31 protein-coding genes are annotated in these 26,313 nt (G+C 63.1%); 18 read left to right on the forward strand and 13 right to left on the reverse strand.

All coding sequences use genetic code 11. The annotated features are described in order from the left end of the window. Nucleotides 1-58 precede the first annotated feature (58 nt). The 5 genes from urtB to FJ951_RS12705 all read left to right on the forward strand — a co-directional run bounded on the left by urtB (nt 59) and on the right by FJ951_RS12705 (nt 4,826). Nucleotides 59-1,675, forward strand: coding sequence for an urea ABC transporter permease subunit UrtB (urtB, locus tag FJ951_RS12685; protein WP_140498868.1), 1,617 nt, complete (start codon nt 59-61; stop codon nt 1,673-1,675). Continuing rightward, nucleotides 1,672-2,901 (forward strand): urea ABC transporter permease subunit UrtC, encoded by a 1,230-nt coding sequence (urtC, locus tag FJ951_RS12690; protein WP_140515299.1) that lies wholly within the window; start codon nt 1,672-1,674, stop codon nt 2,899-2,901. The genes urtB and urtC overlap by 4 nt, the downstream gene beginning before the upstream one ends. Nucleotides 2,902-2,907: 6 nt before the next feature. Next, nucleotides 2,908-3,654 (forward strand): urea ABC transporter ATP-binding protein UrtD, encoded by a 747-nt coding sequence (urtD, locus tag FJ951_RS12695; protein WP_140498864.1) that lies wholly within the window; start codon nt 2,908-2,910, stop codon nt 3,652-3,654. Between the two features lie 69 nt (nt 3,655-3,723). Beyond that, entirely contained in the window at nt 3,724-4,419 is a 696-nt protein-coding gene (urtE, locus tag FJ951_RS12700) for an urea ABC transporter ATP-binding subunit UrtE (protein ID WP_140515300.1), read from the forward strand. A gap of 230 nt (nt 4,420-4,649) precedes the next feature. Next, nucleotides 4,650-4,826: a hypothetical protein gene (locus tag FJ951_RS12705; protein WP_140498860.1), complete on the forward strand. Its 177-nt coding sequence runs from the start codon at nt 4,650-4,652 to the stop codon at nt 4,824-4,826. 51 nt (nt 4,827-4,877) lie between these two features. On the opposite strand, the gene FJ951_RS12710 is transcribed toward FJ951_RS12705, so the two are convergent. From FJ951_RS12710 to FJ951_RS12750, 9 genes are all read right to left on the reverse strand, one after another. Then, the gene (locus FJ951_RS12710; RefSeq protein WP_140515301.1) at nt 4,878-6,029 is read right to left on the reverse strand and encodes a GGDEF domain-containing protein; all 1,152 of its coding nucleotides are present in this window, start codon (nt 6,027-6,029) and stop codon (nt 4,878-4,880) included. A 112-nt stretch (nt 6,030-6,141) separates the two neighbouring features. Continuing rightward, nucleotides 6,142-6,399 (reverse strand): hypothetical protein, encoded by a 258-nt coding sequence (locus FJ951_RS28775; protein WP_140515302.1) that lies wholly within the window; start codon nt 6,397-6,399, stop codon nt 6,142-6,144. A 138-nt stretch (nt 6,400-6,537) separates the two neighbouring features. After that, nucleotides 6,538-7,350 carry a DUF72 domain-containing protein gene (locus FJ951_RS12720; protein ID WP_140515303.1) on the reverse strand — a complete coding sequence of 271 codons (813 nt, stop codon included), beginning with the start codon at nt 7,348-7,350 and terminating at the stop codon, nt 6,538-6,540. A 42-nt stretch (nt 7,351-7,392) separates the two neighbouring features. Further along, on the reverse strand, nt 7,393-7,863 hold the full coding sequence (locus tag FJ951_RS12725) for a GNAT family N-acetyltransferase (protein ID WP_140515304.1): 471 nt from the start codon (nt 7,861-7,863) through the stop codon (nt 7,393-7,395). Nucleotides 7,864-7,891: 28 nt separating this feature from the next. Beyond that, nucleotides 7,892-10,813, reverse strand: coding sequence for an excinuclease ABC subunit UvrA (gene uvrA, locus FJ951_RS12730; protein ID WP_140515305.1), 2,922 nt, complete (start codon nt 10,811-10,813; stop codon nt 7,892-7,894). A 708-nt stretch (nt 10,814-11,521) separates the two neighbouring features. After that, nucleotides 11,522-11,803 (reverse strand): hypothetical protein, encoded by a 282-nt coding sequence (locus FJ951_RS12735; protein WP_140515462.1) that lies wholly within the window; start codon nt 11,801-11,803, stop codon nt 11,522-11,524. A gap of 96 nt (nt 11,804-11,899) precedes the next feature. Next, nucleotides 11,900-12,505: an ATP-dependent Clp protease proteolytic subunit gene (locus FJ951_RS12740; RefSeq protein ID WP_140498846.1), complete on the reverse strand. Its 606-nt coding sequence runs from the start codon at nt 12,503-12,505 to the stop codon at nt 11,900-11,902. A 31-nt stretch (nt 12,506-12,536) separates the two neighbouring features. Next, a complete protein-coding gene (locus FJ951_RS12745; protein WP_140515306.1) occupies nt 12,537-13,040 on the reverse strand; it encodes an SRPBCC domain-containing protein in 504 nt (167 codons plus the stop codon). Then, the gene (locus tag FJ951_RS12750) at nt 13,037-13,351 is read right to left on the reverse strand and encodes a metalloregulator ArsR/SmtB family transcription factor (protein WP_140515307.1); all 315 of its coding nucleotides are present in this window, start codon (nt 13,349-13,351) and stop codon (nt 13,037-13,039) included. Before FJ951_RS12750 ends, FJ951_RS12745 begins: the two co-directional genes overlap by 4 nt. A gap of 236 nt (nt 13,352-13,587) precedes the next feature. Between FJ951_RS12750 and FJ951_RS12755 the strand changes: the two genes are divergently transcribed. Genes FJ951_RS12755 through FJ951_RS12765 form a run of 3 tightly spaced genes read left to right on the forward strand, consistent with a single transcriptional unit; the run spans nt 13,588 to nt 15,002 of the window. After that, nucleotides 13,588-14,100, forward strand: coding sequence for a single-stranded DNA-binding protein (locus FJ951_RS12755; RefSeq protein ID WP_140515308.1), 513 nt, complete (start codon nt 13,588-13,590; stop codon nt 14,098-14,100). Nucleotides 14,101-14,140: 40 nt separating this feature from the next. Next, entirely contained in the window at nt 14,141-14,554 is a 414-nt protein-coding gene (locus FJ951_RS12760; RefSeq protein ID WP_140515309.1) for a DUF2306 domain-containing protein, read from the forward strand. Between the two features lie 22 nt (nt 14,555-14,576). Further along, nucleotides 14,577-15,002 (forward strand): OsmC family protein, encoded by a 426-nt coding sequence (locus tag FJ951_RS12765; protein WP_140515463.1) that lies wholly within the window; start codon nt 14,577-14,579, stop codon nt 15,000-15,002. A 5-nt stretch (nt 15,003-15,007) separates the two neighbouring features. Here the strand turns inward: FJ951_RS12765 and FJ951_RS12770 are convergent, their stop codons facing one another. Beyond that, nucleotides 15,008-15,637 carry a MarC family protein gene (locus tag FJ951_RS12770; protein WP_140498833.1) on the reverse strand — a complete coding sequence of 210 codons (630 nt, stop codon included), beginning with the start codon at nt 15,635-15,637 and terminating at the stop codon, nt 15,008-15,010. Between the two features lie 175 nt (nt 15,638-15,812). Then, nucleotides 15,813-16,349 carry a hypothetical protein gene (locus FJ951_RS12775; RefSeq protein ID WP_140515310.1) on the reverse strand — a complete coding sequence of 179 codons (537 nt, stop codon included), beginning with the start codon at nt 16,347-16,349 and terminating at the stop codon, nt 15,813-15,815. A gap of 88 nt (nt 16,350-16,437) precedes the next feature. Between FJ951_RS12775 and FJ951_RS12780 the strand changes: the two genes are divergently transcribed. Next, on the forward strand, nt 16,438-17,268 hold the full coding sequence (locus tag FJ951_RS12780; RefSeq protein ID WP_140515464.1) for an AraC family transcriptional regulator: 831 nt from the start codon (nt 16,438-16,440) through the stop codon (nt 17,266-17,268). A gap of 183 nt (nt 17,269-17,451) precedes the next feature. Continuing rightward, nucleotides 17,452-20,250, forward strand: a complete 2,799-nt coding sequence (gene gyrA, locus FJ951_RS12785; protein WP_140498829.1) for a DNA gyrase subunit A — start codon at nt 17,452-17,454, stop codon at nt 20,248-20,250. 67 nt (nt 20,251-20,317) lie between these two features. Here the strand turns inward: gyrA and FJ951_RS12790 are convergent, their stop codons facing one another. Further along, the gene (locus FJ951_RS12790) at nt 20,318-20,470 is read right to left on the reverse strand and encodes a hypothetical protein (protein ID WP_140498827.1); all 153 of its coding nucleotides are present in this window, start codon (nt 20,468-20,470) and stop codon (nt 20,318-20,320) included. Between the two features lie 194 nt (nt 20,471-20,664). Here FJ951_RS12790 and coaD point away from each other — a divergent pair, with 194 nt between their 5' ends. The 7 genes from coaD (at nt 20,665) to tgt (ending at nt 25,242) form a co-directional block, all read left to right on the forward strand. Continuing rightward, nucleotides 20,665-21,165, forward strand: a complete 501-nt coding sequence (coaD, locus tag FJ951_RS12795) for a pantetheine-phosphate adenylyltransferase (protein ID WP_140515311.1) — start codon at nt 20,665-20,667, stop codon at nt 21,163-21,165. Nucleotides 21,166-21,275: 110 nt separating this feature from the next. After that, a complete protein-coding gene (locus FJ951_RS12800) occupies nt 21,276-21,770 on the forward strand; it encodes a peptidylprolyl isomerase (RefSeq protein ID WP_224518951.1) in 495 nt (164 codons plus the stop codon). Nucleotides 21,771-21,797: 27 nt separating this feature from the next. Beyond that, nucleotides 21,798-22,310, forward strand: a complete 513-nt coding sequence (locus tag FJ951_RS12805) for a peptidylprolyl isomerase (RefSeq protein WP_140498821.1) — start codon at nt 21,798-21,800, stop codon at nt 22,308-22,310. A gap of 12 nt (nt 22,311-22,322) precedes the next feature. Continuing rightward, complete coding sequence (locus tag FJ951_RS12810) at nt 22,323-22,772, forward strand: DMT family transporter (RefSeq protein WP_140515312.1); 450 nt, start codon at nt 22,323-22,325, stop codon at nt 22,770-22,772. Further along, the gene (gene queA, locus FJ951_RS12815; RefSeq protein ID WP_140515313.1) at nt 22,772-23,860 is read left to right on the forward strand and encodes a tRNA preQ1(34) S-adenosylmethionine ribosyltransferase-isomerase QueA; all 1,089 of its coding nucleotides are present in this window, start codon (nt 22,772-22,774) and stop codon (nt 23,858-23,860) included. The genes FJ951_RS12810 and queA overlap by 1 nt, the downstream gene beginning before the upstream one ends. Next, entirely contained in the window at nt 23,850-24,119 is a 270-nt protein-coding gene (locus FJ951_RS12820; RefSeq protein ID WP_140515314.1) for a hypothetical protein, read from the forward strand. Before queA ends, FJ951_RS12820 begins: the two co-directional genes overlap by 11 nt. Then, a complete protein-coding gene (tgt, locus tag FJ951_RS12825; RefSeq protein WP_140515315.1) occupies nt 24,112-25,242 on the forward strand; it encodes a tRNA guanosine(34) transglycosylase Tgt in 1,131 nt (376 codons plus the stop codon). The genes FJ951_RS12820 and tgt overlap by 8 nt, the downstream gene beginning before the upstream one ends. A 4-nt stretch (nt 25,243-25,246) precedes the next feature. On the opposite strand, the gene FJ951_RS12830 is transcribed toward tgt, so the two are convergent. Then, nucleotides 25,247-25,666 carry a DUF4864 domain-containing protein gene (locus FJ951_RS12830; RefSeq protein ID WP_140515316.1) on the reverse strand — a complete coding sequence of 140 codons (420 nt, stop codon included), beginning with the start codon at nt 25,664-25,666 and terminating at the stop codon, nt 25,247-25,249. Nucleotides 25,667-25,930: 264 nt separating this feature from the next. Here FJ951_RS12830 and FJ951_RS12835 point away from each other — a divergent pair, with 264 nt between their 5' ends. Then, complete coding sequence (locus tag FJ951_RS12835; protein ID WP_010909609.1) at nt 25,931-26,167, forward strand: Lrp/AsnC family transcriptional regulator; 237 nt, start codon at nt 25,931-25,933, stop codon at nt 26,165-26,167. Nucleotides 26,168-26,313 lie beyond the last annotated feature (146 nt).

The raw sequence follows: 26,313 nt of genomic DNA on the forward strand, positions 1-26,313 counted from the left end.
GGACGGTTCCTTCGCCGTCCGGACGTCCAACTCAGCCCTGAAGAGTCGCCTGACGCCGATGAACCTTTTCCGCGCACTTGGCCTGACACTGCTGTTCTTGCTGGCGACGCTGTCGTCATCGGGCGCCGGCGAAGCCGATCTGCGTGGCATCATCGCCAAGTTCGCCGCCGCCAAGGGTTTTTCGGAGACGGGAGCTGTCGTTCACGACCTGGCGGCGACCGGCGATCCGGCAGTGGAGCGGCCTCTTGCGGCACTCGCCGATGGCAATCTTTACATCCGCAAGATCGATTCCCTGGTCTTCGTCGGCAAGGAAGGCGGCGAACGGGTCCAGCTTTTCGACCCGCTGAGCGGTGAGCCATCCGGTGAAGCAGCCAAGGACGACATCACCAAGATCAAGGTCAACAACACGCTGCGCCGCACCATCCGCGATGCGCTGGGCACGCTGACGCTTGGCGCCAAGGATCCGGCCGTGCGGCTCGCCGCCGCCGACACCATGTTCAAGACGCCCGATTCCGCAAACATCGAGCCGCTCGACGCTGCGATCGCCAATGAGACGGTCGCCAGTGTCAAGACCTTGCTGGAACAGGCTCGTGCCGCGTCGATTCTGAGCTCGGATCGGCCTGATGCCGACAAGCTCGCGGCAATCGCCCTGATCGGCGCGCGCGGCGACCGCGATGCGGTATCGCTGCTCACCTCGGCAGGGGCCAATGCCTTGGGCGCAGTGCAGGAAGCCGCGACGGCGGCTATCGCCAACATCAATTCGACGCTGGCCCTGTGGGACGCCGGACAGAACATCTGGTATGGCATTTCGCTGGGCTCGGTGCTGCTGCTGGCAGCGATCGGGCTTGCCATCACCTTCGGCGTCATGGGCGTCATCAACATGGCGCATGGCGAGATGGTGATGCTCGGCGCCTACACGACCTTCGTCGTCCAGCAGGTGATCCGCACGTCGTTTCCCGGCCTGTTCGACTGGTCGCTGGTCATCGCGCTGCCACTTGCCTTCCTGGTCGCGGGGCTTGTCGGCCTCGCCATCGAGCGCGGCATTATCCGCTTCCTCTACGGCCGGCCGCTGGAGACGCTGCTGGCGACATGGGGCGTTTCGCTGATCCTGCAGCAGGCAGTGCGCTCGATCTTCGGGCCAACCAACCAGGAGGTCGGCAATCCCTCCTGGATGTCGGGTTCGTTCGATGTCGGCCAGCTTGCCATCACCTGGAACCGGCTCTGGATCCTGGTCTTCGCGCTTAGCGTCTTTGCCGTGCTGCTCTATGTGATGAAGCGCACCCCCTGGGGCCTACAGATGCGCGCCGTCACCGCCAACCGCCGCATGGCCGCCTCCATGGGCATCAGGACGCCATGGGTCGACGCGCTGACCTTCGCGCTCGGCTCCGGCATTGCCGGCATTGCCGGCGTGGCGCTCAGCCAGATCGACAATGTCTCGCCCAATCTCGGCCGTGGCTACATCATCGACAGTTTCATGGTCGTCGTCTTCGGCGGCGTCGGCAATCTGTGGGGCACGCTGGTCGGCGCCTTTTCGCTGGGCATCGTCAACAAGTTCCTGGAACCCTATGCCGGCGCCGTGCTCGGCAAGATCGTCGTGCTGGTGCTGATCATCCTGTTCATCCAGAAGCGCCCGCGCGGCCTGTTCGCGCTCAAGGGCAGGGCGGTGGAAGCATGATGTCGGGACGCTTCTTCGCCGCGGGCGCGGACCGCCGCATCGCCATCACCATCCTCATCCTGCTGGCGGCGGCCATCATCGTGCCGCTGCTCAATCTTGCGGTATTACCGACGAGCGCCTTCTACATTCCGCCCTATATCGTGGCGCTGACCGGCAAATATCTCTGCTACGCGCTGCTTGCCTTGGCGCTCGATCTTGTCTGGGGCTATTGCGGCATCCTCTCGCTCGGCCACGGCGCCTTCTTCGCGCTCGGCGGCTACGCGATGGGCATGTATCTGATGCGCCAGATCGGCTCGCGCGGCGTCTATGGCAATCCGGTCCTGCCTGATTTCATGGTGTTCCTGAACTACAAGGAACTGCCCTGGTTCTGGACCGGCTTCGACCATTTCTGGTTCGCCGCGATCATGGTGCTCGCGGTGCCTGGCCTGCTCGCCTTCGTCTTCGGCTGGTTCGCCTTCCGCAGCCGCGTCACAGGCGTCTATCTCTCGATCATCACACAGGCGATGACCTATGCGCTGCTGCTCGCCTTCTTCCGCAACGACATGGGCTTCGGCGGCAACAACGGCCTGACCGATTTCAAGGACATTCTGGGCTTCAACGTCCAGGCCGACGCGACCCGCTCGGCGCTGTTCGCGGCCAGCGCGGTGATGCTTGCGCTCGGCGTCTTCGTCACCTGGGCGATCGTCGCCTCCAAATACGGCAAGCTGCTGATGGCGGTGCGCGATGCCGAAAGCCGCACCCGCTTCCTCGGCTGGCGGGCTGAGAATGTGAAGTTGTTCGCCTTCACGGTTTCAGCTGTCATGGCCGGCGTCGCGGGCGCGCTTTACGTGCCGCAGGTCGGCATCATCAATCCGGGCGAATTCGAACCCTCCAATTCGATCGAGGTGGTGATCTGGGCGGCGGTCGGCGGGCGCAGCACCATCATCGGGCCGATCATCGGCGCGCTGCTGGTCAACGCCGGAAAATCCTGGTTCACCGGCGTGCTGCCTGAACTGTGGCTGTTCGCACTCGGAGGCCTGTTCGTCGCCGTGACGCTGCTCTTGCCGAAAGGCATCATCGGCATGTGGGATAGCCGGCGCGGCAACGCCAAGGCGCTGCGTGCGGCATCGTTGGCCGAGGAGGCCGGCGCCGATGGTGAAATCGCGCCATCCAAAGTCGTGCAGGCGGCGGCCAGAACACCCGGCGAATGGTCCTCGTCCAGCCTCGAACCACAGCCTGCGGAGTAACGAGCGATGTCGAAGTCGAACACCATTCTCTATCTCGACGGCGTCTCGGTTTCCTTCGACGGCTTTCGCGCCATCAACAATCTGTCGCTGGTGCTCGACAAGGGCGAGATGCGCGCCATCATCGGCCCCAACGGCGCCGGCAAGACCACGATGATGGACATCGTCACCGGCAAGACACGGCCCGACGAGGGCGAGGTGTTCTTCGACGGCCAGGTCGATCTCACCAGGCATGACGAGGCCGAGATCGCCATGATGGGCATCGGCCGCAAATTCCAGAAGCCGACGGTTTTCGAAAGCCATACGATCGAGGAAAATTTGATGCTGGCGCTGAAGGGGCCGCGCTCGATCTTCCCGGCGCTGTTCCATCGACGCTCGCCCGCCGAGACGCGGCGGATCGATGACATCCTCGGGACCATCCGGCTCGGCGACAAACGCGACGAGCTCGCCGCCAATCTCAGCCATGGGCAGAAGCAGTGGCTGGAGATCGGCATGCTCCTGGCGCAGGACCCGAAGCTGCTGCTGGTCGACGAGCCGGTCGCCGGCATGACCGACGCCGAAACCGAGGAAACCGCGCGCCTGCTCAAGGAGATCGCCCGCGACCATTCAGTGATCGTCGTCGAGCATGACATGCATTTCGTGCGCGAGCTCGGCGTCAAGGTCACCTGCCTGCATGAGGGCTCGGTGCTTTCAGAAGGCACGCTCGATTTCGTATCTGCCGATGAACGCGTCGTCGAAGTCTATCTGGGGAGATGAGCATGGTTTGGCGGGTGCAATTCCATCGCCTCGATCTTGCCTTCCTTCGGTTCTGGAGAAGGCGCTGACATGCTCGAAATTTCCGATGCCACGCTCCACTACGGCGCCGCCCAGGCGCTGCGCGGCGTGTCGCTGAAGGCGGGCGCCGGCAAGATCACTTGCGTGCTCGGCCGCAATGGCGTCGGCAAGACCAGTTTGATGAGATCGATCGTCGGCCACCACAGGCTGACGAGCGGAAGCGTTGCCTTCGAGGGGAAGGCGCTCGACCGGAGCGCGGCGTATGACCGCGCCCGGTCGGGCATCGCATTCGTGCCGCAGGGCAGGGAGATCTTTCCGCTGCTCAGCGTGCGGGAAAACCTTGAATCGGGATTCTCGCCCCTGAAACGGGCCGACCGCAACGTGCCGGCGCATGTCTTCGAATTGTTTCCGGTGCTCAAGCAGATGCTTGGCCGCCGCGGCGGCGATCTCTCCGGCGGCCAGCAGCAGCAGCTCGCCATCGGCAGGGCGCTGGTGATGCGGCCCAAGCTTCTGGTGCTCGATGAGCCGACGGAAGGTATCCAGCCGTCCGTTATCAAGGACATCGGCCGCGCCATCCGCTATTTGCGCGACCAGGCCGGCATTGCGGTTCTTCTCGTGGAGCAATATCTCGACTTCTGCCGCGAACTCGCCGACGAGGTCAACATCATGGACCGCGGCCAGATCGTCCATACTGGTCCTGCCGAAGATCTCGACCGGGGGGATGTCAGGAAGTTCCTGACGGTGTAAATCCATCTCCTGATGAAAGATTGCTCAATCTTTCTTCAACACCCGCTGGCACGCTCAATACTACATGCTAGTCTTCTGATGGCTTTGTGAGTCGGCCGCTTCCGTATCAGTCTGGTTTGTCGCAGATCGAGGTGGGCGACGGGCAAGTTCCGCGCAAGCATGCGTTCCTAGCATCCTCCCTGCGATCTCTGTCGTTCAACGCGTTTGGGCATACAGGCCAAGGGGCAGCCATGGAACGTTACGTCGAGGACTACCAGAAGCGACGGCTCACAGAGCGCGTCGACATCATCACAGCCATCAACATTCTGAAGTCTCAGGGCTATGACCACGACGAGCTGATCGAGGAGATCACCAAGGTCTTCTATGTCGACCTCGATGCCTTCAATGAAATTGTCATGGCGGCGTAAAAGCCGCATTCGCCCATTCAACAGTCATGGGCACGGCATTGATGCGCGTGGTCAGCTGGCGCGCCGGAATGGAGAGGCGGTGACGCGGTTGCGGCCGCCGCGCTTGGCGGCATAGAGCGCCTTGTCGGCGGCGCTAAGCACCTTGTCGAAGCTCAGGCCCTCTTTGGTGCCGAAAGCAAAGCCGGCGCTGACGGTGCACGTCAGGGGACCGTTCTCGGTGTCGATGCGGCGCGCGGCGAACGAGGTCCGTATCGTCTCGGCCGTGTTTTCCACTGTTTCGGGCAAAGTCCGCTTCAGCACCACCGCGAACTCCTCGCCCCCCATGCGCGCGGCGACATCGGTCGGGCGAAGGTTGCCGGCAAGCTCCTTGGCGAACACTTTCAGCACCTCATCGCCCGTCGCGTGGCCGAACTGGTCGTTGATGGCCTTGAAGCTATCGAGGTCGAACACGACCACGGCGGTAAAGGCGCCGACGGGAGAATCGCCAAAGAGGTCGAACAGCGCGCGGCGGTTGAGCAGGCCGGTCAGCTGATCCGTCAGCGCGTTGCGGCGGTGATGCCCCGCCAGACGCCCCTGGTTGAGGGCCAGCGACAAGGCGCCGATGCCGGTCATGCTGGCGATGACGACGATGAGGCTGAGATCCTCGGCCCAGTTCCTTGGCGCATGGCTCAGGATCAGCTTGCCGTCCCATGCCAAAACCGTCGCGCAGAGCAGGAAGGACATGGCGGTCGCCGAATAGAGCGCGGCGGCGCCGATGGTAAGCGCTGGGGCCTCGGCGCGGCCCTTCCAGTATTCGGCGGCGGTTGCGAACAGGAGCAGGGCCGCGAACAGGTTCTCGAACATGAAGCCGAGCCCGTCATAGCCGAGAGCCATGGGCGGCAGCGCCACCGCCAGCGAAATGCCGCTGCCGATTAAAATCCTGGAGACCGGCGAGCCGCCGCTTCTGAATTGGTAGGCGGCGCCCAGCATCATGGAGAAGCCGACCAGCAGCAAGGTGAAGGTGGCGATGCCGAGGCCGCGCCTGGGCGCGTCGATATAGGCGTCATAGGTGAAGACCTCGCCCACCACCAGCAAGGCGCTGAGCGCCCAGGTGAGCAGGAACTTGTCGGTGCGGGCGGTGAGCCATGTGCCGAACAGCGTCAGGCTCAGGCAGGCAGCGGAGAAACCGACCGCCAGCAGAAGTGAGTTGTAGTCGAGCGACATGCCCCTCGTTCCTTGCCCGCGACGACCCTGCAGCCTGACGTTGCTGGAGTCATGACGCAAGGAAGTGTCGATAAGGTTACGATCGCGGGGAAAAAGCCAAGCTTGCACGGCGTTAGAGGACTACCGCCGACAGGAGCAGAACCGCACCGACCGCCATCATCAGCAGACCCGGCCAATTCTGTGACACGCCTAGGAAACCGAGGCCGCGCCGGCGTGGCTCAAGCGTCGGGGTCTGCGTTGCGAGATTTGGCATCCGTCGATCCGAAGCTGCAGGTGCCGGATCGCTGAGCCGTCCACGCCTGAGAGCTGCGCCCGCCATATACACAACGCCGGCGACGATGAGAAACGCACCGATAAGGATGACAGCCATCCTTCCTCGCTTTTCTGCTGGTTTTCCCGCGCGGGAACCCGCCACCAAGGCAAAACGACGATGACGCCTTGAGGTTCCGACAGAGGCTGTTGACGCCGGCAATTCATGCAAATGGAAATAGCCGCAGAGGCTTGCCGCTTAGCTGGTTTCTGTCACTCGCTTCATCAGCGCCATGGCGCCGAAGGGCGCGCGCACCTTGCCCTCGGTGATGAAGTAGACGAACACGTCGCGCGGTTGCACCGGCGCGTCGGTAGCAGGGTCGGCGCGCCGCAAATCGGCCGGCTGCTTGCCTTCCGCCCAGACCTTGGCCCGCGCCGCCCATTCATCGAGGCCTTTTGGCGTGTAGCAGTCGGGATTGTCATCCGAGCCGGTCTGCAGCCGCGCATAGATGAAATCGCCGGTGATATCGGCGATATCAGGATATTTTGCGTGATCGGCATAGACGATGGCCGCCTTGTATTTGCGCGCGAGCGCCGGGAATTCCGGCACGATGAAACTGTCGTTGCGAACTTCAAGCGCGTGGCGCAACGCGACACCGTCTTGGCTTTCCGGCAACAACTTCAGAAAAGCCTCGAAATCGTCGGGATCGAATTTCTTTGTCGGCGCGAACTGCCAAAGGATCGGCCCAAGCTTATCGCCGAGCGCGGCGACGCCGGAGCCAAGGAAACGCATCATCGATTCACCGGCTTCGCCCAGCACGCGGCGGTTGGTGACGAAGCGGTTGCCCTTCAGCGAGTAGACGAAACCGTCGGGGGCCTCATTGGCCCATTTGACGAAGGTCGGTTCCTTGAAGCTGGAATAGTAGGTGCCGTTGACCTCGATGCTCGGTACCTGCCGGCTGGCGTATTGCAACTGCTTGGCCTTGGGGAGTTTTTCCGGGTAGAAGGACGTGTCCCACGGCTCGAAGGTCCAGCCGCCCATGCCGGCGCGGATTGTTCCCGATTTGCTCATTGTCGTCCTCCCGTTTCAGAAATCTGGCCGCGTTCAGAAAAATCAGGCCGCCGTGACCTCGTCGACCGGCTTGGCCATGTCGACGAGCACCCATCCTGGCCGGTAGGGATTGGGCCGACGACTCGTTTCGCGATAGCCGTAGGCCAAATAGAGCGCGATGTTGCGCTCCATTTTCGCATTGGTGTAGAGACGCACCTCCGGCACGCCCCACAGACGCGCCTGCTGATCCGCATGTTTCAACAATGCGATGCCGAAGCCCTTGCCCTGAAATCCTGGCGCCACCGCGACGGAGAAGATCATCGCGTGGTCTTCGTGCCGCTCCTGGACGATCAGCCCGGCCAGGTCATCGCCGCTCTCCAGCAGCCAGACCTCGCCGCGCGCGATGCGCGGTGCATAGTCTTCCGTGACCGGGATCGGCGGCCCGCCCAACAGCGCGGTGTAGGACGCGTAGGCATCCGTGGTCAGAGTCATGACGGCGGTGACATCCGGGGCGAGGGCTTTCCTGATCTTCATTTCGAGGATTCCCAACGCCAGCCCGCTATCACTCCGCCGCTTCGCGCTTGCCTCCGGGGCGTCGCTCCAGCAATTCCTTGAGGAATTGGCCGGTGTAGCTGCGTTTTTCGCGCACGATCGCTTCCGGCGTGCCGGAGGCGACCAGCTCGCCGCCGCCATCGCCACCCTCGGGGCCGAGGTCGAGCACCCAGTCGGCGGTCTTGATCACTTCGAGATTGTGCTCGATGACCACCACCGTGTTTCCCTGGTCGACCAGTTCGTGCAGCACTTCCAGCAGCTTGGCGACATCGTGGAAGTGCAGGCCAGTGGTCGGCTCGTCCAGGATATAGAGCGTCTTGCCGGTCGCCTTGCGCGACAGCTCCTTGGCGAGTTTTATCCGCTGCGCCTCGCCGCCCGACAGCGTCGTCGCCTGCTGGCCGATATGGATGTAGCCGAGGCCGACCTGCTTCAGCGTGTCGAGCTTGTCGCGCACGCCGGGCACGGCGGCGAAAAAATCGACGCCTTCCTCGACCGTCATGTCGAGCACGTCGGCGATCGACTTGCCCTTGAACAGCACGTCGAGCGTCTCTCTGTTATAGCGCTTGCCGTGGCAGACGTCGCAGGTGACGTAGACGTCGGGCAGGAAGTGCATCTCGATCTTGATAACGCCGTCGCCCTGGCAGGCCTCGCAGCGGCCGCCCTTGACGTTGAAGGAGAAGCGGCCCGGCTGGTAGCCGCGCGCCTTGGCCTCGGGCAGGCCCGCGAACCAATCGCGGATCGGCGTGAAGGCGCCGGTATAGGTGGCGGGGTTGGAGCGCGGGGTCCGTCCGATCGGCGACTGATCGATGTCGATGACCTTGTCGAGGAACTCCAAGCCCTCGATGCGGTCGTGCTCGGCCGGATGCTCGCGCGAGCCCATGATGCGGCGCGAGGCCGCCTTGAAAAGCGTTTCGATCAGGAAGGTCGATTTGCCGCCGCCCGATACGCCGGTGACGGCGGTGAAGGTGCCGAGCGGAATTTCGGCGGTGACGTTCTTCAGATTGTTGCCGCGCGCGCCGACGACTTTCAGGCGGCGGTTCTTCTTCGCCTCGCGGCGAACCGCTGGTGTCGCCACTTCGAGCTCGCCCGAAAGGTATTTGCCGGTGATCGAATTCGGGTTGGCCATCACCTGCTGAGGCGTGCCCTGGGCAATGATTTCGCCGCCATGGATGCCGGCGGCCGGGCCGATGTCGACGACGTAGTCGGCATGCAGGATGGCGTCCTCGTCATGCTCGACCACGATGACCGTGTTGCCGATGTCGCGCAGGTGCTTCAGCGTGTCGAGCAGGCGCGCATTATCGCGCTGGTGCAGGCCGATCGACGGTTCGTCCAGCACGTAGAGCACGCCGGTGAGGCCGGAGCCGATCTGCGATGCCAGCCGGATGCGCTGGCTCTCGCCGCCCGACAGCGTGCCGGAATTGCGCGACAAAGTGAGATAATCGAGGCCGACGTCGTTGAGGAAGCGCAGCCGCTCGCGGATTTCCTTGAGCACGCGCACGGCGATCTCGTTCTGCTTGTCGTTGAGCTGCGCCGGCAGGTCGGTGAACCACTGGTCGGCCTTGCGGATCGACTGTTCGGTCACTTCGCCGATGTGCTTGCCGGCGATCTTCACCGCCAGCGCTTCCGGCTTCAGCCTGTAGCCACGACAGGCCGGGCAGGGGGTGGCCGACATGAAGCGCTCGATTTCCTCGCGCATCCAGGCGGATTCGGTCTCTTTCCAGCGCCGCTCGAGGTTGGGGATGACGCCCTCGAAGGTCTTGGTCGTTTTGTAGGAGCGCAGGCCGTCATCATACTGGAAGGTGATCTCGCGCTCGCCTGTGCCGCGCAGGATGGCTTCCTGGGCTTCCCCGGTCAAATCCTTGAACTTGTCGCCGAGCTTGAAGCCGTAAGCCTTGCCGAGAGCCTCCAGCGTCTGCACGTAGTAGGGTGAAGTCGATTTCGCCCATGGGCTGACGGCGCCGTCGCGCAGCGAGACGTTCTCGTCGGGGACGACCAGATTGGGATCGATGGCGCGCTGGCTGCCCAGCCCGTCGCAGGTCGGGCAGGCGCCGAACGGGTTGTTGAACGAGAACAGCCTGGGCTCGATCTCGGGAATGGTGAAGCCGGAGACCGGACAGGCGAATTTTTCCGAGAACAGGATGCGCTCATGCGTCTCGTTCTTCGACTTGTTGACCGAATCCTCGCCCGTCTGACTGGCATCGAGCGGCTTATCGGCGAACTCCGCCACCGCCAGCCCCTCCGCGAGCTTCAGCGCGGTCTCCATGGAATCGGCAAGGCGCGTTGCGAGGTCGCCACGCACGACGATGCGGTCCACCACCACGTCGATGTCGTGCTTGTATTTCTTGTCGAGTGGCGGCACATCAGCGATCTCATAGAAGACGCCGTCGACCTTGACGCGCTGAAATCCCTTTTTCTGCAGCTCGAGCAATTCCTTGCGGTACTCGCCTTTGCGGCCGCGCACGATCGGCGCCAGGATGAACAGGCGCGTGCCTTCCTCGACCGCCAGCACGCGATCGACCATCTGCGACACCGTCTGGCTCTCGATCGGCAGCCCGGTGGCCGGCGAATAGGGCACGCCGACACGCGCGAACAGAAGCCGCATATAATCGTATATCTCGGTGACGGTGCCGACCGTCGAGCGCGGGTTTTTCGAGGTGGTCTTCTGCTCGATGGAGATGGCCGGCGAAAGGCCGTCGATCTGGTCGACATCCGGCTTCTGCATCATTTCGAGGAATTGCCGCGCATAGGCGGACAGGCTCTCGACATAGCGGCGCTGGCCTTCGGCATAGATGGTGTCGAAGGCAAGCGACGATTTGCCGGAGCCCGACAGGCCGGTCATGACGATCAGGCTGTCACGCGGCAGGTCGAGATCGACATTCTTCAGATTGTGTTCGCGCGCCCCGCGAATGGAAAGATATTTATGGTCGGCCATTGCCGGTCGCCGCCTCAGATCTGGAATTTGTGGGATCGGCGGGTTTTCCCCGGCCGTCCCCTATGTAGGTATTTTTGCCGCCGCGTCGAGAGACGCCACAATTCTCGACCAAGTCGTTTAACCGTCTTTCGCACGAACGGGCAAGCGGAAAGAACAAAGACCGAACACGCTCCTGACAAAAGCGGTGGAGCAGGCGGCGTGGTTCCCATCAGGGGATATGTCGCTCGATCACATTTTTTCCGATCGGACATCGAGCGGTTGACGTCCCCGGCTGAGGGGAGCAGACTCCACACGTCAATGAAGCCGGCTGTCTTTCGATGGCCTCGCCGCCCAAAGGCGGCCTGCGAGACGCCGCGGGTTATTGCGATCAGTGCTTCTGACGACGATTGTCGCAACGGACACAGGAGTGGAGCATGACGCCACCGGACAGTCCCTTGAGGCTCCAGCAGTGATTGGAGCCGCGGCAGGCATAAATGCCAGGGAGACGCGAGCGCCTTCCGACGTGATCCTGCCGGATACACCAAAATCAGAGACTACTGGTCGGATCGTCGGCTGAACGCCGCGAAGCATCCGAAATCGAAAGCCGGTAAAACATTCCCGGCGAAAGATTGGATTATAGATCCAGAAAAGCCCCGTCCGTTTGCTAAAAGCACGGCGGGGCTGCTCTTTTGGGGGAACGCGCAGGTACTGACGGCCCCGACATGTCAGCTACCGCGGCGGTTTGATCCCGCCAGCGCCGACATCGACCGTGATGCTGCCGGAAATCCTGACATCGGTATCGCCGATCTTGAACCGGCCGTTGCCGTTGGCGGGGAAGGCGTCATCGGGTTCGGGCTGCGGGGCCGGCTTGGCGATGCGATAATCGCCGGCCACACCGGGCAGGCTGCCTTTCTGGCTGTCGTTGGCAAAGGCGCCGCCGGCCAGCATGAGCGCACCGGCGAAAATAGTGACGGTAAGACGCCAAGGTCGGAATAAGCGGCTGTCGATCATCGGCCGGTTATAGCGCCGCCCCGCCGAGGTGGCCAGACCGGCGGTCATCAAATCGCCGGACGGCGGGGCCGTCGCAATTCATCGTGCTTGTGCCGGTCACGCCGCCTTTTTGCGGGTGTCGTAGACATGATCGACGAGACCCCATGCCTTCGCTTCCTCGGCGGTCATGAAATAGTCCCGGTCGAGCGTGCGCTCGACCTCTTCATAGGTGCGGCCGCAATGGCGCGCATAGAGCTCGGTCATCTGCCGCTTGGTGCGCAGAATGCCTTCGGCGTGACGCTGGATGTCCGATGCCTGACCCTGGAAGCCGCCCAGCGGCTGGTGCAGGACGAGGCTGGCGTTGGGCAGCGCGATGCGCCGTCCCGGCGTGCCAGCCATCAGCAGGAACGAAGCCATCGAGGCGGCAAAGCCCATGCACACCGTCGACACCGGACAGCTGACATATTGCATCGTGTCGTAGATGGCGAAGCCGCTGGTCACCACGCCGCCAGGCGAGTTGATGTAAAGCGAGATCTCCTTGTCGGGATTATCCGATTCCAGCGACAGAAGCTGGGCGCAGACCAGCGCCGACATGCCGTCGTTGATCTCGCCGTTGATAAAGACGATGCGCTCGCGCAGCAGCCGCGAGAAAATGTCGAAGGCGCGCTCGCCGCGGCTCGACTGCTCGATCACCATCGGCACCAGATTGGCAAAACCGGTCATCGTCTCTCTCCGTTTTTCATGTGTCGGCCACTCAAGCGGCGCGCTGCAGAAGGCAAAATGAATTGGCTGCGGGGCGGCGGCCGGAGGCACGCGCAGCGAATGAAAGCCGGCAGCCGGCGCCTGCCATGGTCACCATGGGCCTGGCGGCGGATGTCGCCGCACGGGCAAAGCCTTCATGGATAATATGCAGATGCGTGCCGCCCGAAACGGTGCGGGCGAGCGTGAAGGTGACGATGCTGTCGAGCGGGTTCCGTTCCTCGTCGGGCCGCGGCTGTTCCCGCCAGGAATAGCGAAGCCTTTTTCCGGGCTCGGCATCGAGGATCTCGCATTCGATCGGCGCATCCGGCCCGGCAAAGGCGAAATTGCTGCCGATCTCAGGATTGATGTCGTTGGGCATCATCCAGGCCGCAAGCAATTCGGGCACGGTCAGCGCCCGCCATACCTTTTCCGGCGGCTCGGGGAGATCGCACTCGAACTCGATCGCGTCGGGGGCGGTCCGCGCAGGGCTTTCGTCGGTCACTGGTGCGTGCGTCATTGGTCCATGTCCTTGAGAACCGTCCTCAGTTTTTCGATGCGCTCGGGCCAGAACGTCCGGTAGCGTTCGATCCAGCCAAGCAGCGGGTCGAGCCCTTGCGGATCGGCGCGGTAATAGGCGTTGCGGCCCGCCCGCCGCTCGACCACCAGGCCTGCGCCGCGCAGCACCGCCAGGTGCTGCGACACAGCCGGCTGCGACACCGTCATGCCGGTGCGCAGCTGCGACACCGTCATCTCGCTGGTGGCGAGGCGTTCATAGACGGCGCGTCGGGTGGGGTCGGCCAGCGCCCGGAAAATTTCCGCTTCGATCATGGCGAAAGCATAAGTCGATACTTATCGATTTGGCAAGCGATGTTTTACGGCCCATATGAAGGGAAGCTGGCGGCTCCGGCATTGCTGCCATTCCTTGACAATGAGCGGCGATGCATATAGGAACGAAAAGAGAACAAAAACCTTGTGGGAAAAGGCAGCCACAGCAGGCAACGGGTGTGCGCAACCTGTAAGGTGCTGCGACAAAAATTTGTTTCGGACGAGCGCGGAGAAGTATCATGGCGGGTAGCATCAACAAGGTCATTCTGGTCGGCAATCTCGGAGCGGACCCGGAGATCCGCCGCCTGAATTCTGGCGAGCCGGTCGTCAACATCCGCATCGCAACATCGGAAAGCTGGCGCGACAAGAATTCCGGCGAGCGCAAGGAAAAGACCGAGTGGCATAATGTCGTCATCTTCAATGAGGGCATCGCCAAGGTCGCCGAGCAGTATCTGAAGAAGGGCATGAAGGTTTATGTCGAGGGCCAGTTGCAGACACGCAAATGGCAAGACCAGACCGGTGCCGACAAATACACGACGGAAGTCGTGCTGCAGAGATTCCGCGGCGAGCTGCAGATGCTCGACGCGCGCGGCCAGGGCGAAGGCGGCCAGGTCGGCGGTTATTCCGGCGGCGGCAGCCGTGGTTCCGATTTCGGCCAGTCCGGCCCGGACGAAGGCTTCAATCGTGGCGGCGGTGCTCCCAAGGGCGGCGGCGGTTCGTCGCGCGAGCTGGACGACGAAATTCCGTTCTGAGCATCGACGCGGCGTGACGGGCATTTTAGGAGAGGGCACGATGTCGCTCGGACCGCTCCTATCGGCACGTTCTCCGATCCCATGGCATGCGTTCGCGGCCTTTGCCGCGCTGGCGATAGGCGGCGCGCAGCTGGCGCTGCCGAAAGGCACGCTGCGCCACCGCGCGATGGGCTATCTCTGGGCGGCGCTGATGCTGGCCGTCGCCATCTCGAGTTTCTGGATCCAGCAGATACGGCTCCTTGGCCCTTTCAGCCCGATCCATCTCTTGTCGATCCTGGTGCTGGTCACGGTGCCGCTGGCGGTCTGGCATGCACGCAATCACCGCGTCGCCAAGCACCGCAAGGCGATGATTGCGCTGTATGTCTTTGCGTTGGTCGGCGCCGGCGTCTTCACGCTGTTGCCGGGCAGGGTCATGCACGATGTCGTCTTCGGCGTCGCGCAAGCCGGACCGTGATCCCGAGTGGAAGGAATATCAGTTGAAAGCACGCATCAAATGGGTCGAGGAACGCACCTTCGTCGGCGAGTCCGGCACGGGTCACAAGGTCGTGCTGGGGACGGCGTTCGGCCCTGAAGGGAGAACGCCGGGGCCGAGCCCGATGGAACTGGTGCTGATCGGCACCGGCGGCTGCTCGGCCTATGATGTCGTCCATATCCTCGAAAAGGGGCGCGAAGCGGTCGAAGATTGTATTGTTGAACTCGACGCCGACCGGGCCGAGACGGACCCCCGGGTATTCACCCGCATCCATATGCACTTCGTGGTCAAGGGCAGGGCGCTGTCGTCCGACAAGGTGAAGCGGGCGATCGATCTCTCGATCGAAAAATACTGTTCGGCTTCGGCCATGATGGCCAAGACTGCCAGCATTACCCACGATTTCGAAATTATCGACACGACGGCAAAATAAGCGGCCTATGAGGCCATCAGCGCCTTGATGCCGTCCGCCACGAACTGGACGGCAAGTGCCGCCAGGATGACGCCGAGCAAGCGGGTCAGGATCGAGCGGCCGGTCTGGCCGAGGATGCGGTCGATTCGCTCCGACAGCACGAACACGAGATAGGTGATGGCGAGGCAGACGAAGATGATGCCGACCAGTGCCGCCTGGGCGCCAAAGCCCTGAAACGAGCCGGAGAGCAGCACAGTCGCCGAAATCGCGCCGGGGCCGGCGATCAGCGGGATCGCCAGCGGGAAAGCGGCGATGTTGTGGATCATGTCCTTGGTGATGGCCACGTCGCCGATTTTCTCTTTGCGGTCCTGTCGGCGCTCGAACACCATTTCGAAAGCGATGAAGAAGAGCAAAAAGCCGCCGGCGACCCGGAAGGCCGGCAGCGTGATGCCGAACACCGACAGGATCGACGCGCCGGCAACCGCGAACAGCGCCATCACAAGGAAGCCGATGACCGAAGCGCGGACCGAGACCTGCTGGCGCTCCTCGCGGTTCATGCCGCGCGTTATCGCCAGAAACAGCGGCGCCAGCCCCGGCGGGTCGATGGTCACCAGAATGGTGACGAAGGCGTTGAACAGGCTGTCGAAGCTCGGCATTTCTCACCCCTCCCGCCGGGCCGAGCCCGCATCCCGACATTGGTAGAGCAAAGCAGGGACGGAGGAAACCGGCCGAGGAGAGACGGTTCGCGAACCCTGCGAAAGCCGGGCTGGGCCGAGGGAGACGCGAAGGAAAGCTAGGGAATGCCTGAATTTGCGTCGCGGGCTTGCTTGATCAGGTACGGTCAGAGCGCCGCGCCAGGAATTCCACTTCGAGCCGCCATGTCGCGCCATTGTCGTGCGAGCGCTCGCCGAGCCAGCGGAAGGAATTTTCCGTGATCCGTGAAAAGCTCCAACGTACGGAGGAACCGGTGCCGTCGGCGCCCACTTGGACAATCGTTTCGCCCTCGGCGCGGCCGAGTTGGCGGCTGTAGTATTGGTTTCGGGGATCGCTCCAAAAGATATGCCAGGCGTTTGCGCCGGGATCGTAGACGCGCAAGGTCGTGCCATAAAAGGTCCATTTGCCGAGAGAAGGCGAGGGGCCGGCATCGCGCGCGGGCAGGATCCAGACGTCCTGGATCGCGCGGCCTTCCAGCACCCAGCCGAAATGCACCTCGCCGCGTCCGGTCAGCACGGTGCCGTCCTCGAGATGACGGCTGGCATCGAAAGTCCAGGCGCCGACGAAGCGGCCGTAGAGATCCAAATTCTCGGCAAAGCCAGGGGCGGGCCCGTCGCTGTGCAGGGCTTCGGTAAAAGTGGGCTGGTTGGTCATGGCTGGTGCCTTCATGCTGTCAGGAGACCGCAAGCGATAGGCCGGGGCCAGGGTTCTGCGCTTGGGAAAAATTGCTATCTTTCAGGCTATGACGACGAGCGACAGGATCATTGCCTCGGGGCCAGGCTGGCAGGTGTCGGACGTGGTGTGCACGGCGGGCGCCGGCGACCGGCCGTTCGAGGAGGAGCACCGGACGTTCTGCGTCGCCGCGGTGACCAGCGGCACCTTCCGCTATCGCGCCAGCCAGGGCACCGCGATGCTCGCGCCAGGCGCGGTGCTGCTCGGTAATCCCGGCACATGCTACGAATGCGGCCACGAGCACGGCGCCGGTGACCGCTGCCTCTCCTTCCATTTTGCTCCGGCCTATATGGAACGGATCGTGGAGGGCGTACCGCGCGCCAGAATGCTGGCCTTCAAGACGCCGCGCTTGCCGCCCTTGCCGGCGCTGATGCCGCTGCTGGCCGAAGCGGAGGCCGCGCGCGATGTGGGCGAAACCGCTGCTTTCGAGGAACTCGGCTTGCGCATTGCCGGCGCGGCTGTCGCCGCAAGCTCAGGGCACACCAAGATGACGCGGACACCCAGCGGCCGCGACCAGAAACGGGTCGCGGAGGCGGTTCGGCGTATCGAGATCGATGCCGATCAGCCGCTTTCGCTGGCCGTGCTGGCGCGGGAGACGGCGACCAGTCCGTATCATTTCCTGCGCACATTCCGGCAGATTGCCGGAATGACCCCCTACCGGTTTCTGCTGAGGACCAGGCTGCACCGGGCAGCAGTGCGGCTCCACGCTTCGGACAAGGCGATCTCGACGATCGCCTTCGAGGCGGGCTTCAACGACCTGTCAACTTTCAATCGCCGCTTCCGGCGCGAAATGGGCGAGACGCCCGGCAGCTATCGCGCCCGCCGCGCGGGCCGCCGCTAACACGAGATGGCGGGCCTTTGCGTCGACGGCTCCGAAAAGCACATCGGCCATATCGTCGCAATCACCGGTATCCTTTTGAAATCACCGCCAAAATCGACACGGGAAAAGTGCCGTCGACATTGGAGTTTCGGCCCGGCTTCCTATATATACGGCAAGTGATTCCTGTTTAGATTGTGATCCGATTTGACCGACCAAAAAACACCGCGCGGCGCCGACGGCGGCCCCACCGGCATCGAGCCGATTTCGATTATCGAGGAGATGCAGCGCTCCTATCTCGATTACGCCATGAGCGTGATCGTCAGCCGCGCGCTGCCCGACGTGCGCGACGGCCTGAAGCCGGTGCATCGCCGCATTCTCTTCGCCGCGCATGAGAGCGGCTATCACTGGAATCGCAAATATGTGAAGTCGGCGCGCCCGGTCGCCGACGTGATGGGTAAATACCATCCGCATGGCGACGCCTCTATCTATGACGCCCTGGTGCGCATGGCGCAGGACTGGTCGCTGCGCGTGCCGCTCATCGACGGGCAAGGCAATTTCGGCTCGATCGACGGCGATCCGCCGGCGGCCATGCGCTACACCGAGTCGCGGCTGACCAAGGTCGCGCATGAACTGCTGGAGGATATCGACAAGGATACGGTCGATTTCCAGGACACTTACGATGCTTCCGGCAGCGAGCCGAAGGTCCTGCCGGCGCGCTTTCCCAATCTGCTGGTCAATGGCTCGGGCGGCATCGCCGTCGGCATGGCCACCAACATCCCGCCGCACAATCTGGGCGAAGTCTGCAACGCCGCGATCGCGATCATCGACAATCCGGCCATCGACCTGCCGGCGCTGATGGAAATCATTCCGGGGCCGGATTTCCCGACCGGCGGCATCGTGCTCGGGCGCTCCGGCATCTACAGCGCCTATTCGACCGGCCGCGGCTCCATCGTTATGCGCGGCAAGGTCAACATCGAGGCGCGCGGCAATGACCGCGAATCGATCATCATCACCGAGGTTCCCTACCAGGTGAACAAATCGTCGATGATCGAGAAGATGGCCGAACTGGTACGCGACAAGCGCATCGAGGGCATTTCCGACATTCGCGACGAGAGCGACCGCCAGGGCTATCGGGTCGTCGTCGAGCTGAAGCGCGACGCCGTCGCCGACGTCATCCTCAACCAGCTCTATCGCTTCACGCCGCTGCAAACCTCTTTCGGCGCCAACATGGTGGCGCTGAATGGCGGCAAGCCCGAACTGCTGACGCTGACCGATATGCTGAGGGCATTCGTGTCCTTCCGCGAGGAGGTGGTTACCCGGCGCACGAAGTTCCTGCTGCGCAAGGCGCGCGACCGGGCCCACGTGCTGGTCGGCCTCGCAATCGCCGTCGCCAACATCGATGAAGTGATAAAGCTGATCCGCACCGCGCCGGACCCGCAGACGGCGCGCGAGCAGTTGATGGAGCGGCGCTGGCCGTCCGGCGACGTCGAATCTCTGATCCTCCTGATCGACGACCCGCGCCACCGCATCAACGAGGACGGCACCTACAATCTGTCCGAGGAACAGGCGCGCGCGATCCTGGAGTTGCGCCTGCAGCGCCTGACGGCTCTCGGCCGCGACGAAATCGCCGACGAGTTGAACACGATCGGCGCCGAGATCGTCGACTATCTCGATATCCTTTCGTCCCGCGCCCGCGTCCAGCAGATCGTCAAGGACGAGCTCGCGGCCGTGCGCGACGAATTCGGCACGCCGCGCCGCACCGAGCTGAGCGAGGGCGGCGCGGATATGGAAGACGAGGACCTGATCCAGCGCGAGGACATGGTCGTGACGGTGAGCCATTCCGGCTACATCAAGCGCGTGCCATTGTCGCTCTACCGGGCGCAACGCCGCGGCGGCAAAGGTCGCTCGGGCATGTCGACCAAGGAAGAGGATTTCGTCACCCGCCTGTTCGTGGCCAATACGCACACGCCGGTGCTGTTCTTCTCCTCGCGCGGCATCGTCTATAAGGAGAAGGTCTGGCGCCTGCCGATCGGCAATCCGCAGTCACGCGGCAAGGCGCTGATCAACATGCTGCCGCTGGAGCAGGGCGAGCGCATCACCACCATCATGCCGCTGCCGGAGGATGAGACGAGCTGGGGCGAGCTCGACGTGATGTTTGCCACCACGCGCGGCACGGTGCGCCGCAACAAGCTTTCCGACTTCGTCCAGGTCAACCGCAACGGCAAGATCGCCATGAAGCTGGAGGAGGAGGGCGACGAGATCCTCGGCGTCGAGACCTGCACCGACAATGACGACGTGCTTCTGACCGCCAGCTCCGGCCAGTGCATCCGCTTTTCCGTCGGCGACGTGCGCGTCTTCCAGAGCCGCAACTCGGTCGGTGTGCGCGGCATCGCCATGGCCGAAACCGATCGCGTCATTTCGATGGCCGTCATCGAGCATGTCGATGCGCCGCCGGCCGAACGCGCCGCCTATCTGAAGCGCGTGGTGGCCGAACGGCGCCTGGCCGCCGGCATCCCGGCAGGCGAGGAGGAAGAGATCGCCTTGACCAACGAAGAGGTAGGCGAGGAGGCGGAGCTGTCAGACGAGCGCTACGAGTTCCTCAAGGCGCATGAGCAGTTCGTGCTGACGGTGACGGAATACGGCTACGGCAAGCGCTCATCGTCCTATGATTTCCGTCTGACGGGACGCGGCGGCAAGGGCATTCGGGCCACCGACGTGTCGAAGACGGCCGAGATCGGCAGGCTGGTGGCAACCTTCCCGGTCGGCAATGACGACCAGATCATGCTGGTGTCCGACGGCGGTACCGTTATCCGGGTGCCGGTCAACGGCATCCGCTTCGCCAGCCGCGCCACCAAGGGCGTGACCATTTTCAACACGGCGGAAGGCGAGAAGGTGGTTTCGGTCGAGCGCATTTCCGAGCCGCAATCGGACGAGGAAGAAATCGTCGAGGTTGGTGCCGAGATCGATCCGGCGGCCGATGCCGGCCCGGATGATGCGCAATAAGTCTGGCTTGGACAGACATGGCAACGCCGGCCAATCGGCCGGCGCGTCGCAACAAATTCAGGCTAGTTCAATAGTGACGGTGAGGCTTGCGGGGGCCGAACCCTTCGAAGCGTTTGGCGTTGGTCTTGATGCGGACGCGCTGGGCCTCCTGATGTAGCCCGAATACAGTGGCGATCAGCATGGCGACGGTCATTGCAGTGGCGAGCATGTAGATCAGCATGTGCGTGTTCTCCTGCGCTCTACAACGCTTACATGGGACTTTGGTTTCATCTTCTTAAAGGGGCAAGGTAGTGAACGCTGCGTGAAGCGTTCGTGATCGGCGCATTCATCTGTCGTTCATCCCTGCAAAAAGGTTCAAGGGGATCGCATCAATGAGATTTGCCTTCCGTCCGCGCGCCCGTTAGAAGCACCGGCATGACCGAGCGCATCGCCCTTTATGCCGGCTCCTTCGACCCGTTGACCAACGGTCATCTCGACGTGCTGAAGGCGTCGCTGGCCGTGGCGGACATCGTCTATGCGGCGATCGGTATCCATCCCGGCAAGAAGCCGCTGTTTTCCTTCGAGGAACGGGTCGAACTCATCGAGGCCGCGACCAAGGCCGAATTCGGCCGCGACGGCACACGCATCAAGGTGGTCGCCTTCGACGGGCTGGTCATCGATGCGGCCAGGAAACAGGGGGCCTCAATCATGATCCGCGGCCTGCGCGACGGCACTGATCTCGACTACGAGATGCAGATGGCCGGCATGAATGAAACCATGGCGCCCGAGCTGCAGACGGTTTTTCTGCCCGCCAGCCCCTCGGTCAGAGCCATTACCGCCACACTTGTGCGCCAGATTGCCTCGATGGGCGGCGACATCCGCCCCTTCGTGCCGGCCGCGGTCGCCGGTGCGCTCACCGCTAAATTCGCAAAATAGGTTTCTCGGAGAAGACCATGCAGCTGAAAAAGCTCGCCTCGTTCCTCGTCGTGCTTGCCGGTCTCGTGACCGCATCGGTCTCAGCCTATGCCGCCGACCCGGAAAACACCATGATCATAACGTTGAAGGACGGCGATGTAACCATTGCGCTGCGTCCCGATCTCGCGCCCAAGCATGTCGCGCAGATCAAGAAGCTGGTGCGTGAGCATGCCTATGACAACGTCGCCTTCCACCGCGTCATCGACGGCTTCATGGCGCAGACAGGCGACGTCAAATTCGGCAACATGAACAAGGGCTTCAACGCCCAGGCTGTCGGTACCGGCGGCTCCGACCTGCCGGACCTGCCGGCGGAATTCTCGCAGACCGAGCACTACAAGCGCGGCGTGGTCGGCATGGCACGCTCGCAGGATCCGAACTCGGCAAACTCGCAGTTCTTTATCATGTTCGCGCCGGCGCCGCCGCTCGACGGCCAGTACACCATCGTGGGCAATGTCGTCAGCGGCATGGAACTCGTGGACCACATCAAGAAGGGCGACGAGGCCGACAACGGCACGGTCACCGATCCCGACCGGATGATCAAGGTGCGCATCGCCGCCGACAAATAGTTCTGTTTTTTGAAAAGGATATCAGACATGGCCGACATCAAGGATCGCGAAAACGCGCTCATCATGGAAACGACCAAGGGCAAGGTCGTCATCGAAATGCTTCCCGACCTGGCGCCCGGCCATGTCGCCCGCATCAAGGAACTGGCCCGCGAAGGCGCTTATGACGGCGTGGTCTTCCACCGCGTCATCGAGGGCTTCATGGCGCAGACCGGCGACGTCAAGTTCGGCAATTCGAGCAAGCCCTCTTTCGCGCCTTCCCGCGCTGGCATGGGCGGTTCCGACAAGCCGGATCTCAAGGCCGAATTCTCCAATGCCAACCACAGCCGCGGCACCTGCTCGATGGCGCGCTCGCAGAATCCGAACTCCGCCAATTCGCAGTTCTTCATCTGCTTCGACGATGCAGCCTTCCTCAATCGCCAGTACACGGTCTGGGGCCAGGTCATCGAAGGCATGGACAATGTCGACAAGATCAAGCGCGGCGAGCCGGTGCAGGATCCCGATAAGATCGTGTCGCTGAAGGTCGCGGCCGACGTCAAGTAAGGCGACAGGACAATGATGGGCGTCGTCTGGTCGCTTCTCGGCATCCTGTCCGGCGCCTTCATTGCCATTCAGGCGCCGATCAATTCGCAGTTGGCGCGCGGCCTGGGGCTCCCGGTCGCGGCGGCTGCGTTTTCGTTCCTGTCGGGCGCCATCGTGCTCGGCATCATTGCCGTCGCGGTGGTGAGGCTGCAAGGCATCTCGCTCGACTGGAAGGCGCCCGCGCCCTGGCTGTTCATCGCCGGCGGCATGCTGGGCGGCTTCTACGTCACACTGTCCACCATCCTGACGCCACGCATCGGCGCCGCCGCGCTGATGGCGTTCCTGGTGGCGGGCCAGTTGCTGGCGGGCATGCTGATCGACCGCGTCGGGTTCCTCGGCGTCGCGGTTCGTGAAATCTCGCTCGGCCGCGTGGCCGGCGCGGTGCTGCTTCTGGCCGGGGCGCTGCTTATCAGGCTCTTCTGATGCGTGTCGATCTGTTCGATTTCGACCTGCCGGAAGAGCGTATCGCGCTTCGCCCGGCAGAGCCGCGCGACAGCGCAAAGATGCTGGTGGTCAGGCCCGGCGAGGGGGTTTCGAACCGGGCGGTCAGCGACCTGCCTTCCCTGCTCCAGGCTGGTGACGTGCTGGTCTTCAACGATACCAAGGTCATCCCGGCGCAACTCAAAGGTATCAGGCGGCGCGGCGAGGCGGCGGCGCAGGTCGAAGCCACATTGCACATGCGGATGGCGCCGGACCGTTGGCTGGCCTTCATGCGGCCGGGCAAGCGCGTTGCCGTCGGCGACCGCATCCATTTCGGCCATGACGGCAATTCCTGCTTCCTCGGCCAGCTTGACGCCACGGTGATCGAAAAGGGCGAGGCGGGCGAGGCGCTGCTCGGCTTCGACCTGTCGGGCCCTTTCCTCGACGAGGCGCTTCATGCGGTCGGCCACATTCCACTGCCGCCCTATATCGCCTCGAAGCGCGACGACGACGAGCGCGACCGGGCCGACTACCAGACCATCTATGCCCGGGAGGAAGGCGCCGTCGCAGCACCCACGGCGGGCCTGCATTTCACGCCGGAGCTGTTTGCCGCGCTCGACGCCAAGGGCATCGAGCGCCGCTTCGTCACCTTGCATGTCGGCGCCGGCACGTTCCTGCCGGTGAAGGCGGACGACACCGCCGACCACAAGATGCATGCGGAGATGGGCTCGGTCAGCGAGGCAACTGCCGACGCGTTGAATGCGGCAAAGGCGAGGGGCGGGCGCGTCATTGCCGTCGGTACGACCTCGCTGCGCCTGCTGGAAAGTGCCGCGCGAGAGGATGGCGTGCTGGCTGCATGGTCCGGCCCGACCGACATCTTTATCACGCCCGGCTACCGTTTTCGCACCGCCGACATGCTGATGACCAATTTCCATCTGCCGCGTTCGACATTGTTCATGCTGGTTTCGGCCTTCAGCGGCCTCGAGACGATGCGCGCCGCCTATGCGCACGCCATTGAGCACCACTACAGATTTTACTCCTACGGAGATGCAAGCCTGCTGTATCGAGCGGAGATGAGCGATGGACGATGACCTCGACAGGCTGGACCGGGACAGTTTGATCGCCGAAGTCAAAAAATTGCGCGCCGGCATTCGCCAGCATCGCGATGCATCGGGGCACGATCTTTGCTGGCATCATCCCGATTTGTGGGACCTGCTGCCCGAGAAGATCGATCCGGCAATCGCCGTGCCGCCCTGGCCAAGATTCATGCGCGGCTGCATCCACTATCGCCAGTCGCTGGACGAACAGGCTCCGGGCGCACCGGCATACGACAAGGAATTCAATGGCTGAGACGTTCACCTTCAAGGTGCTGGCGACCGAAGGTAAGGCGCGGCGCGGTTTGATCAGCATGCCGCGCGGCGAAATCCGCACGCCCGCCTTCATGCCGGTCGGCACCGGCGGCACGGTCAAGACGATGTACATGGATCAGGTGCGCGGCGTCGGCGCCGATATCATCCTGGGCAATACCTACCATCTGATGCTGCGGCCCGGCGCCGAACGCGTGGCGAAGCTTGGCGGCCTGCACGAATTCGCCCGCTGGCCGCATCCGATCCTGACCGACAGCGGTGGCTTCCAGGTGATGTCGCTGTCGAAGCTTCGGAAATTGACCGAGAAGGGCGTCACCTTCCGCTCCCATATCGATGGCGCTGCATACGAAATGTCGCCGGAACGTTCGATCGAGATCCAGGGCCTGCTCGATTCAGACATCCAGATGCAGCTCGACGAATGCACGGCGCTGCCGGCCGCGCTCAAGGAGATCGAGCGCGCCATGGAATTGTCGCTGCGCTGGGCGGAGCGCTGCAAGACGGCGTTCGGCGACCAGCCCGGGAAGGCGATGTTCGGCATCGTGCAAGGCGGCGACAATGCGGATTTGCGCGTGCGTTCGGCGCAGGCGCTGAGCGCGATGGATCTGAAAGGCTATGCGGTTGGCGGCCTTGCCGTCGGTGAACCGCAGGCGGTCATGCTCGACATGCTCGACATCACCTGCCCGGAACTGCCTGACAACAAACCCCGCTATCTCATGGGGGTCGGCACGCCGGACGACATCTTGAAATCGGTGGCGCGCGGCATCGACATGTTCGACTGCGTGATGCCGACGCGGGCCGGCCGGCATGGGCTTGCCTATACAAGGCGCGGCAAGGTCAATCTGCGCAACGCCCGCCATGCCGACGATCCGCGCCCCCTCGATGAGGAAAGCGACTGCCCGGCGGCACGCGATTATTCCCGCGCCTACCTGCACCATCTCGTGCGCTCGCAAGAGGCGCTCGGTGCGATGCTTCTGACCTGGAACAATCTGTCCTATTATCAAAAGCTGATGCAGGACATACGCGCGGCGATAGAGACCGGCACTTTCGAGGCACACGCTGCCGAAATTACCGAGGGCTGGGCGAGGGGCGATATCCCGGCGCTGTGACGGTTCAGGTGCTCAGGGAATTCGACGCGCGCAGGCTGCAGCCGGTGATTTGGAACTTGCCGTCGGGCTGTCGCTCCAACGTGTAGACAGCTTCGTAGTCCTTGCCGTCAGGGCCGACGATCAGCACCTGCTGGATGATCGAGGTCGGACCCGTCTCCTCGACCTTGCCGAACGAGTAGCTCCGTGGGTTGCGCACCGGCGCGTAGCCGTTGGTCACCATGTTCATGAAGGTGTCGACGGTCGGGAAGATCCGCTTCACGTTCGGTGCGGCGAAGCTGTAGGCCGTGACGCCGTCATCGGCCAGGAACGCTCTCAGCTGGCCGTCAATGGCCGCTTGCGCCGCCTTGATCTCGGCCTCGCCGGCAAACGCCGACAAGGGCAGGAGGAGAGGAAGGAATGCGAATGCGAAAAGCGTGCGGCGCATAGCCTGTTTCCCTTGTCTTTCGAGAACTTGCCTTTCGAAAAATCCTGCCCGTGCAGGCATCCTAACATACGTTTGGTGGCGCTTCAGGGTTTCACCGGCGGCGATTATTCAGTGTTGTCGCGCGACGAAGTCCAGGCAGCCTTGGCGGAATTGCGGGAGGCGTGGCCAACGCCCGAACCGGCTAAGTACCGTTCCAGCGCTTGAAAGCCCGCCTCCAGTCTGCCAGAAGGGCCGCTTGGATTGGACGTTTAGCAGGGCGGAGCCATGAAGGCGTTTTTCGTGCAGATCAAATGCGAACTGGGCAAGTCGTATGAGGTTGCCAGCGCGCTCGCCGACGCCGAGATCGCCTCGGAAATCTACTCCACTGCCGGCAATTACGATTTGCTCGCCAAGTTCTATGTCGACGACGAGGAGGATGTCGGCCACTTCGTCAACGAGAAGGTGCAGATTCTCCCCGGCATCAAGGACACGTTCACCGTCGTCACCTTTCGCGCCTTCTAGCGTCGGAGCCCATTGCCCGAGCATGAGGCAAAGCGTGACCAAGCTCATATTTCCGCTGCCTCAATTTTAGGCAGGGGCGACATACTGATCGCCCGCATCCCTCAAATCACCGATTGCGCTTGATTTTCTCCGGCGGCGCCAGTGAA

The organism is Mesorhizobium sp. B2-2-3, assembly GCF_006442405.1.
GTDB lineage: Bacteria > Pseudomonadota > Alphaproteobacteria > Rhizobiales > Rhizobiaceae > Mesorhizobium.

Excerpts from the sequence above, each read along its gene's own strand:
- FJ951_RS12705 (WP_140498860.1), top strand. The coding sequence starts at position 4,650 with ATGGAACGTTACGTCGAGGACTACCAGAAGCGACGGCTCACAGAGCGC.
- FJ951_RS28775 (WP_140515302.1), bottom strand. The coding sequence starts at position 6,399 with ATGGCTGTCATCCTTATCGGTGCGTTTCTCATCGTCGCCGGCGTTGTG.
- urtD (WP_140498864.1), top strand. The coding sequence starts at position 2,908 with ATGTCGAAGTCGAACACCATTCTCTATCTCGACGGCGTCTCGGTTTCC.
- FJ951_RS12820 (WP_140515314.1), top strand. The coding sequence starts at position 23,850 with ATGGACGATGACCTCGACAGGCTGGACCGGGACAGTTTGATCGCCGAA.
- uvrA (WP_140515305.1), bottom strand. The coding sequence starts at position 10,813 with ATGGCCGACCATAAATATCTTTCCATTCGCGGGGCGCGCGAACACAAT.
- FJ951_RS12780 (WP_140515464.1), top strand. The coding sequence starts at position 16,438 with ATGACGACGAGCGACAGGATCATTGCCTCGGGGCCAGGCTGGCAGGTG.
- FJ951_RS12755 (WP_140515308.1), top strand. The coding sequence starts at position 13,588 with ATGGCGGGTAGCATCAACAAGGTCATTCTGGTCGGCAATCTCGGAGCG.
- FJ951_RS12710 (WP_140515301.1), bottom strand. The coding sequence starts at position 6,029 with ATGTCGCTCGACTACAACTCACTTCTGCTGGCGGTCGGTTTCTCCGCT.
- urtB (WP_140498868.1), top strand. The coding sequence starts at position 59 with ATGAACCTTTTCCGCGCACTTGGCCTGACACTGCTGTTCTTGCTGGCG.
- FJ951_RS12775 (WP_140515310.1), bottom strand. The coding sequence starts at position 16,349 with ATGACCAACCAGCCCACTTTTACCGAAGCCCTGCACAGCGACGGGCCC.
- queA (WP_140515313.1), top strand. The coding sequence starts at position 22,772 with ATGCGTGTCGATCTGTTCGATTTCGACCTGCCGGAAGAGCGTATCGCG.
- FJ951_RS12745 (WP_140515306.1), bottom strand. The coding sequence starts at position 13,040 with ATGACGCACGCACCAGTGACCGACGAAAGCCCTGCGCGGACCGCCCCC.
- urtC (WP_140515299.1), top strand. The coding sequence starts at position 1,672 with ATGATGTCGGGACGCTTCTTCGCCGCGGGCGCGGACCGCCGCATCGCC.
- FJ951_RS12720 (WP_140515303.1), bottom strand. The coding sequence starts at position 7,350 with ATGAGCAAATCGGGAACAATCCGCGCCGGCATGGGCGGCTGGACCTTC.
- urtE (WP_140515300.1), top strand. The coding sequence starts at position 3,724 with ATGCTCGAAATTTCCGATGCCACGCTCCACTACGGCGCCGCCCAGGCG.
- coaD (WP_140515311.1), top strand. The coding sequence starts at position 20,665 with ATGACCGAGCGCATCGCCCTTTATGCCGGCTCCTTCGACCCGTTGACC.
- FJ951_RS12790 (WP_140498827.1), bottom strand. The coding sequence starts at position 20,470 with ATGCTGATCTACATGCTCGCCACTGCAATGACCGTCGCCATGCTGATC.
- FJ951_RS12835 (WP_010909609.1), top strand. The coding sequence starts at position 25,931 with ATGAAGGCGTTTTTCGTGCAGATCAAATGCGAACTGGGCAAGTCGTAT.
- FJ951_RS12725 (WP_140515304.1), bottom strand. The coding sequence starts at position 7,863 with ATGAAGATCAGGAAAGCCCTCGCCCCGGATGTCACCGCCGTCATGACT.
- tgt (WP_140515315.1), top strand. The coding sequence starts at position 24,112 with ATGGCTGAGACGTTCACCTTCAAGGTGCTGGCGACCGAAGGTAAGGCG.
- FJ951_RS12750 (WP_140515307.1), bottom strand. The coding sequence starts at position 13,351 with ATGATCGAAGCGGAAATTTTCCGGGCGCTGGCCGACCCCACCCGACGC.
- FJ951_RS12740 (WP_140498846.1), bottom strand. The coding sequence starts at position 12,505 with ATGACCGGTTTTGCCAATCTGGTGCCGATGGTGATCGAGCAGTCGAGC.
- FJ951_RS12800 (WP_224518951.1), top strand. The coding sequence starts at position 21,276 with ATGATCATAACGTTGAAGGACGGCGATGTAACCATTGCGCTGCGTCCC.
- FJ951_RS12830 (WP_140515316.1), bottom strand. The coding sequence starts at position 25,666 with ATGCGCCGCACGCTTTTCGCATTCGCATTCCTTCCTCTCCTCCTGCCC.
- FJ951_RS12760 (WP_140515309.1), top strand. The coding sequence starts at position 14,141 with ATGTCGCTCGGACCGCTCCTATCGGCACGTTCTCCGATCCCATGGCAT.
- FJ951_RS12770 (WP_140498833.1), bottom strand. The coding sequence starts at position 15,637 with ATGCCGAGCTTCGACAGCCTGTTCAACGCCTTCGTCACCATTCTGGTG.
- FJ951_RS12805 (WP_140498821.1), top strand. The coding sequence starts at position 21,798 with ATGGCCGACATCAAGGATCGCGAAAACGCGCTCATCATGGAAACGACC.
- FJ951_RS12810 (WP_140515312.1), top strand. The coding sequence starts at position 22,323 with ATGATGGGCGTCGTCTGGTCGCTTCTCGGCATCCTGTCCGGCGCCTTC.
- FJ951_RS12735 (WP_140515462.1), bottom strand. The coding sequence starts at position 11,803 with ATGATCGACAGCCGCTTATTCCGACCTTGGCGTCTTACCGTCACTATT.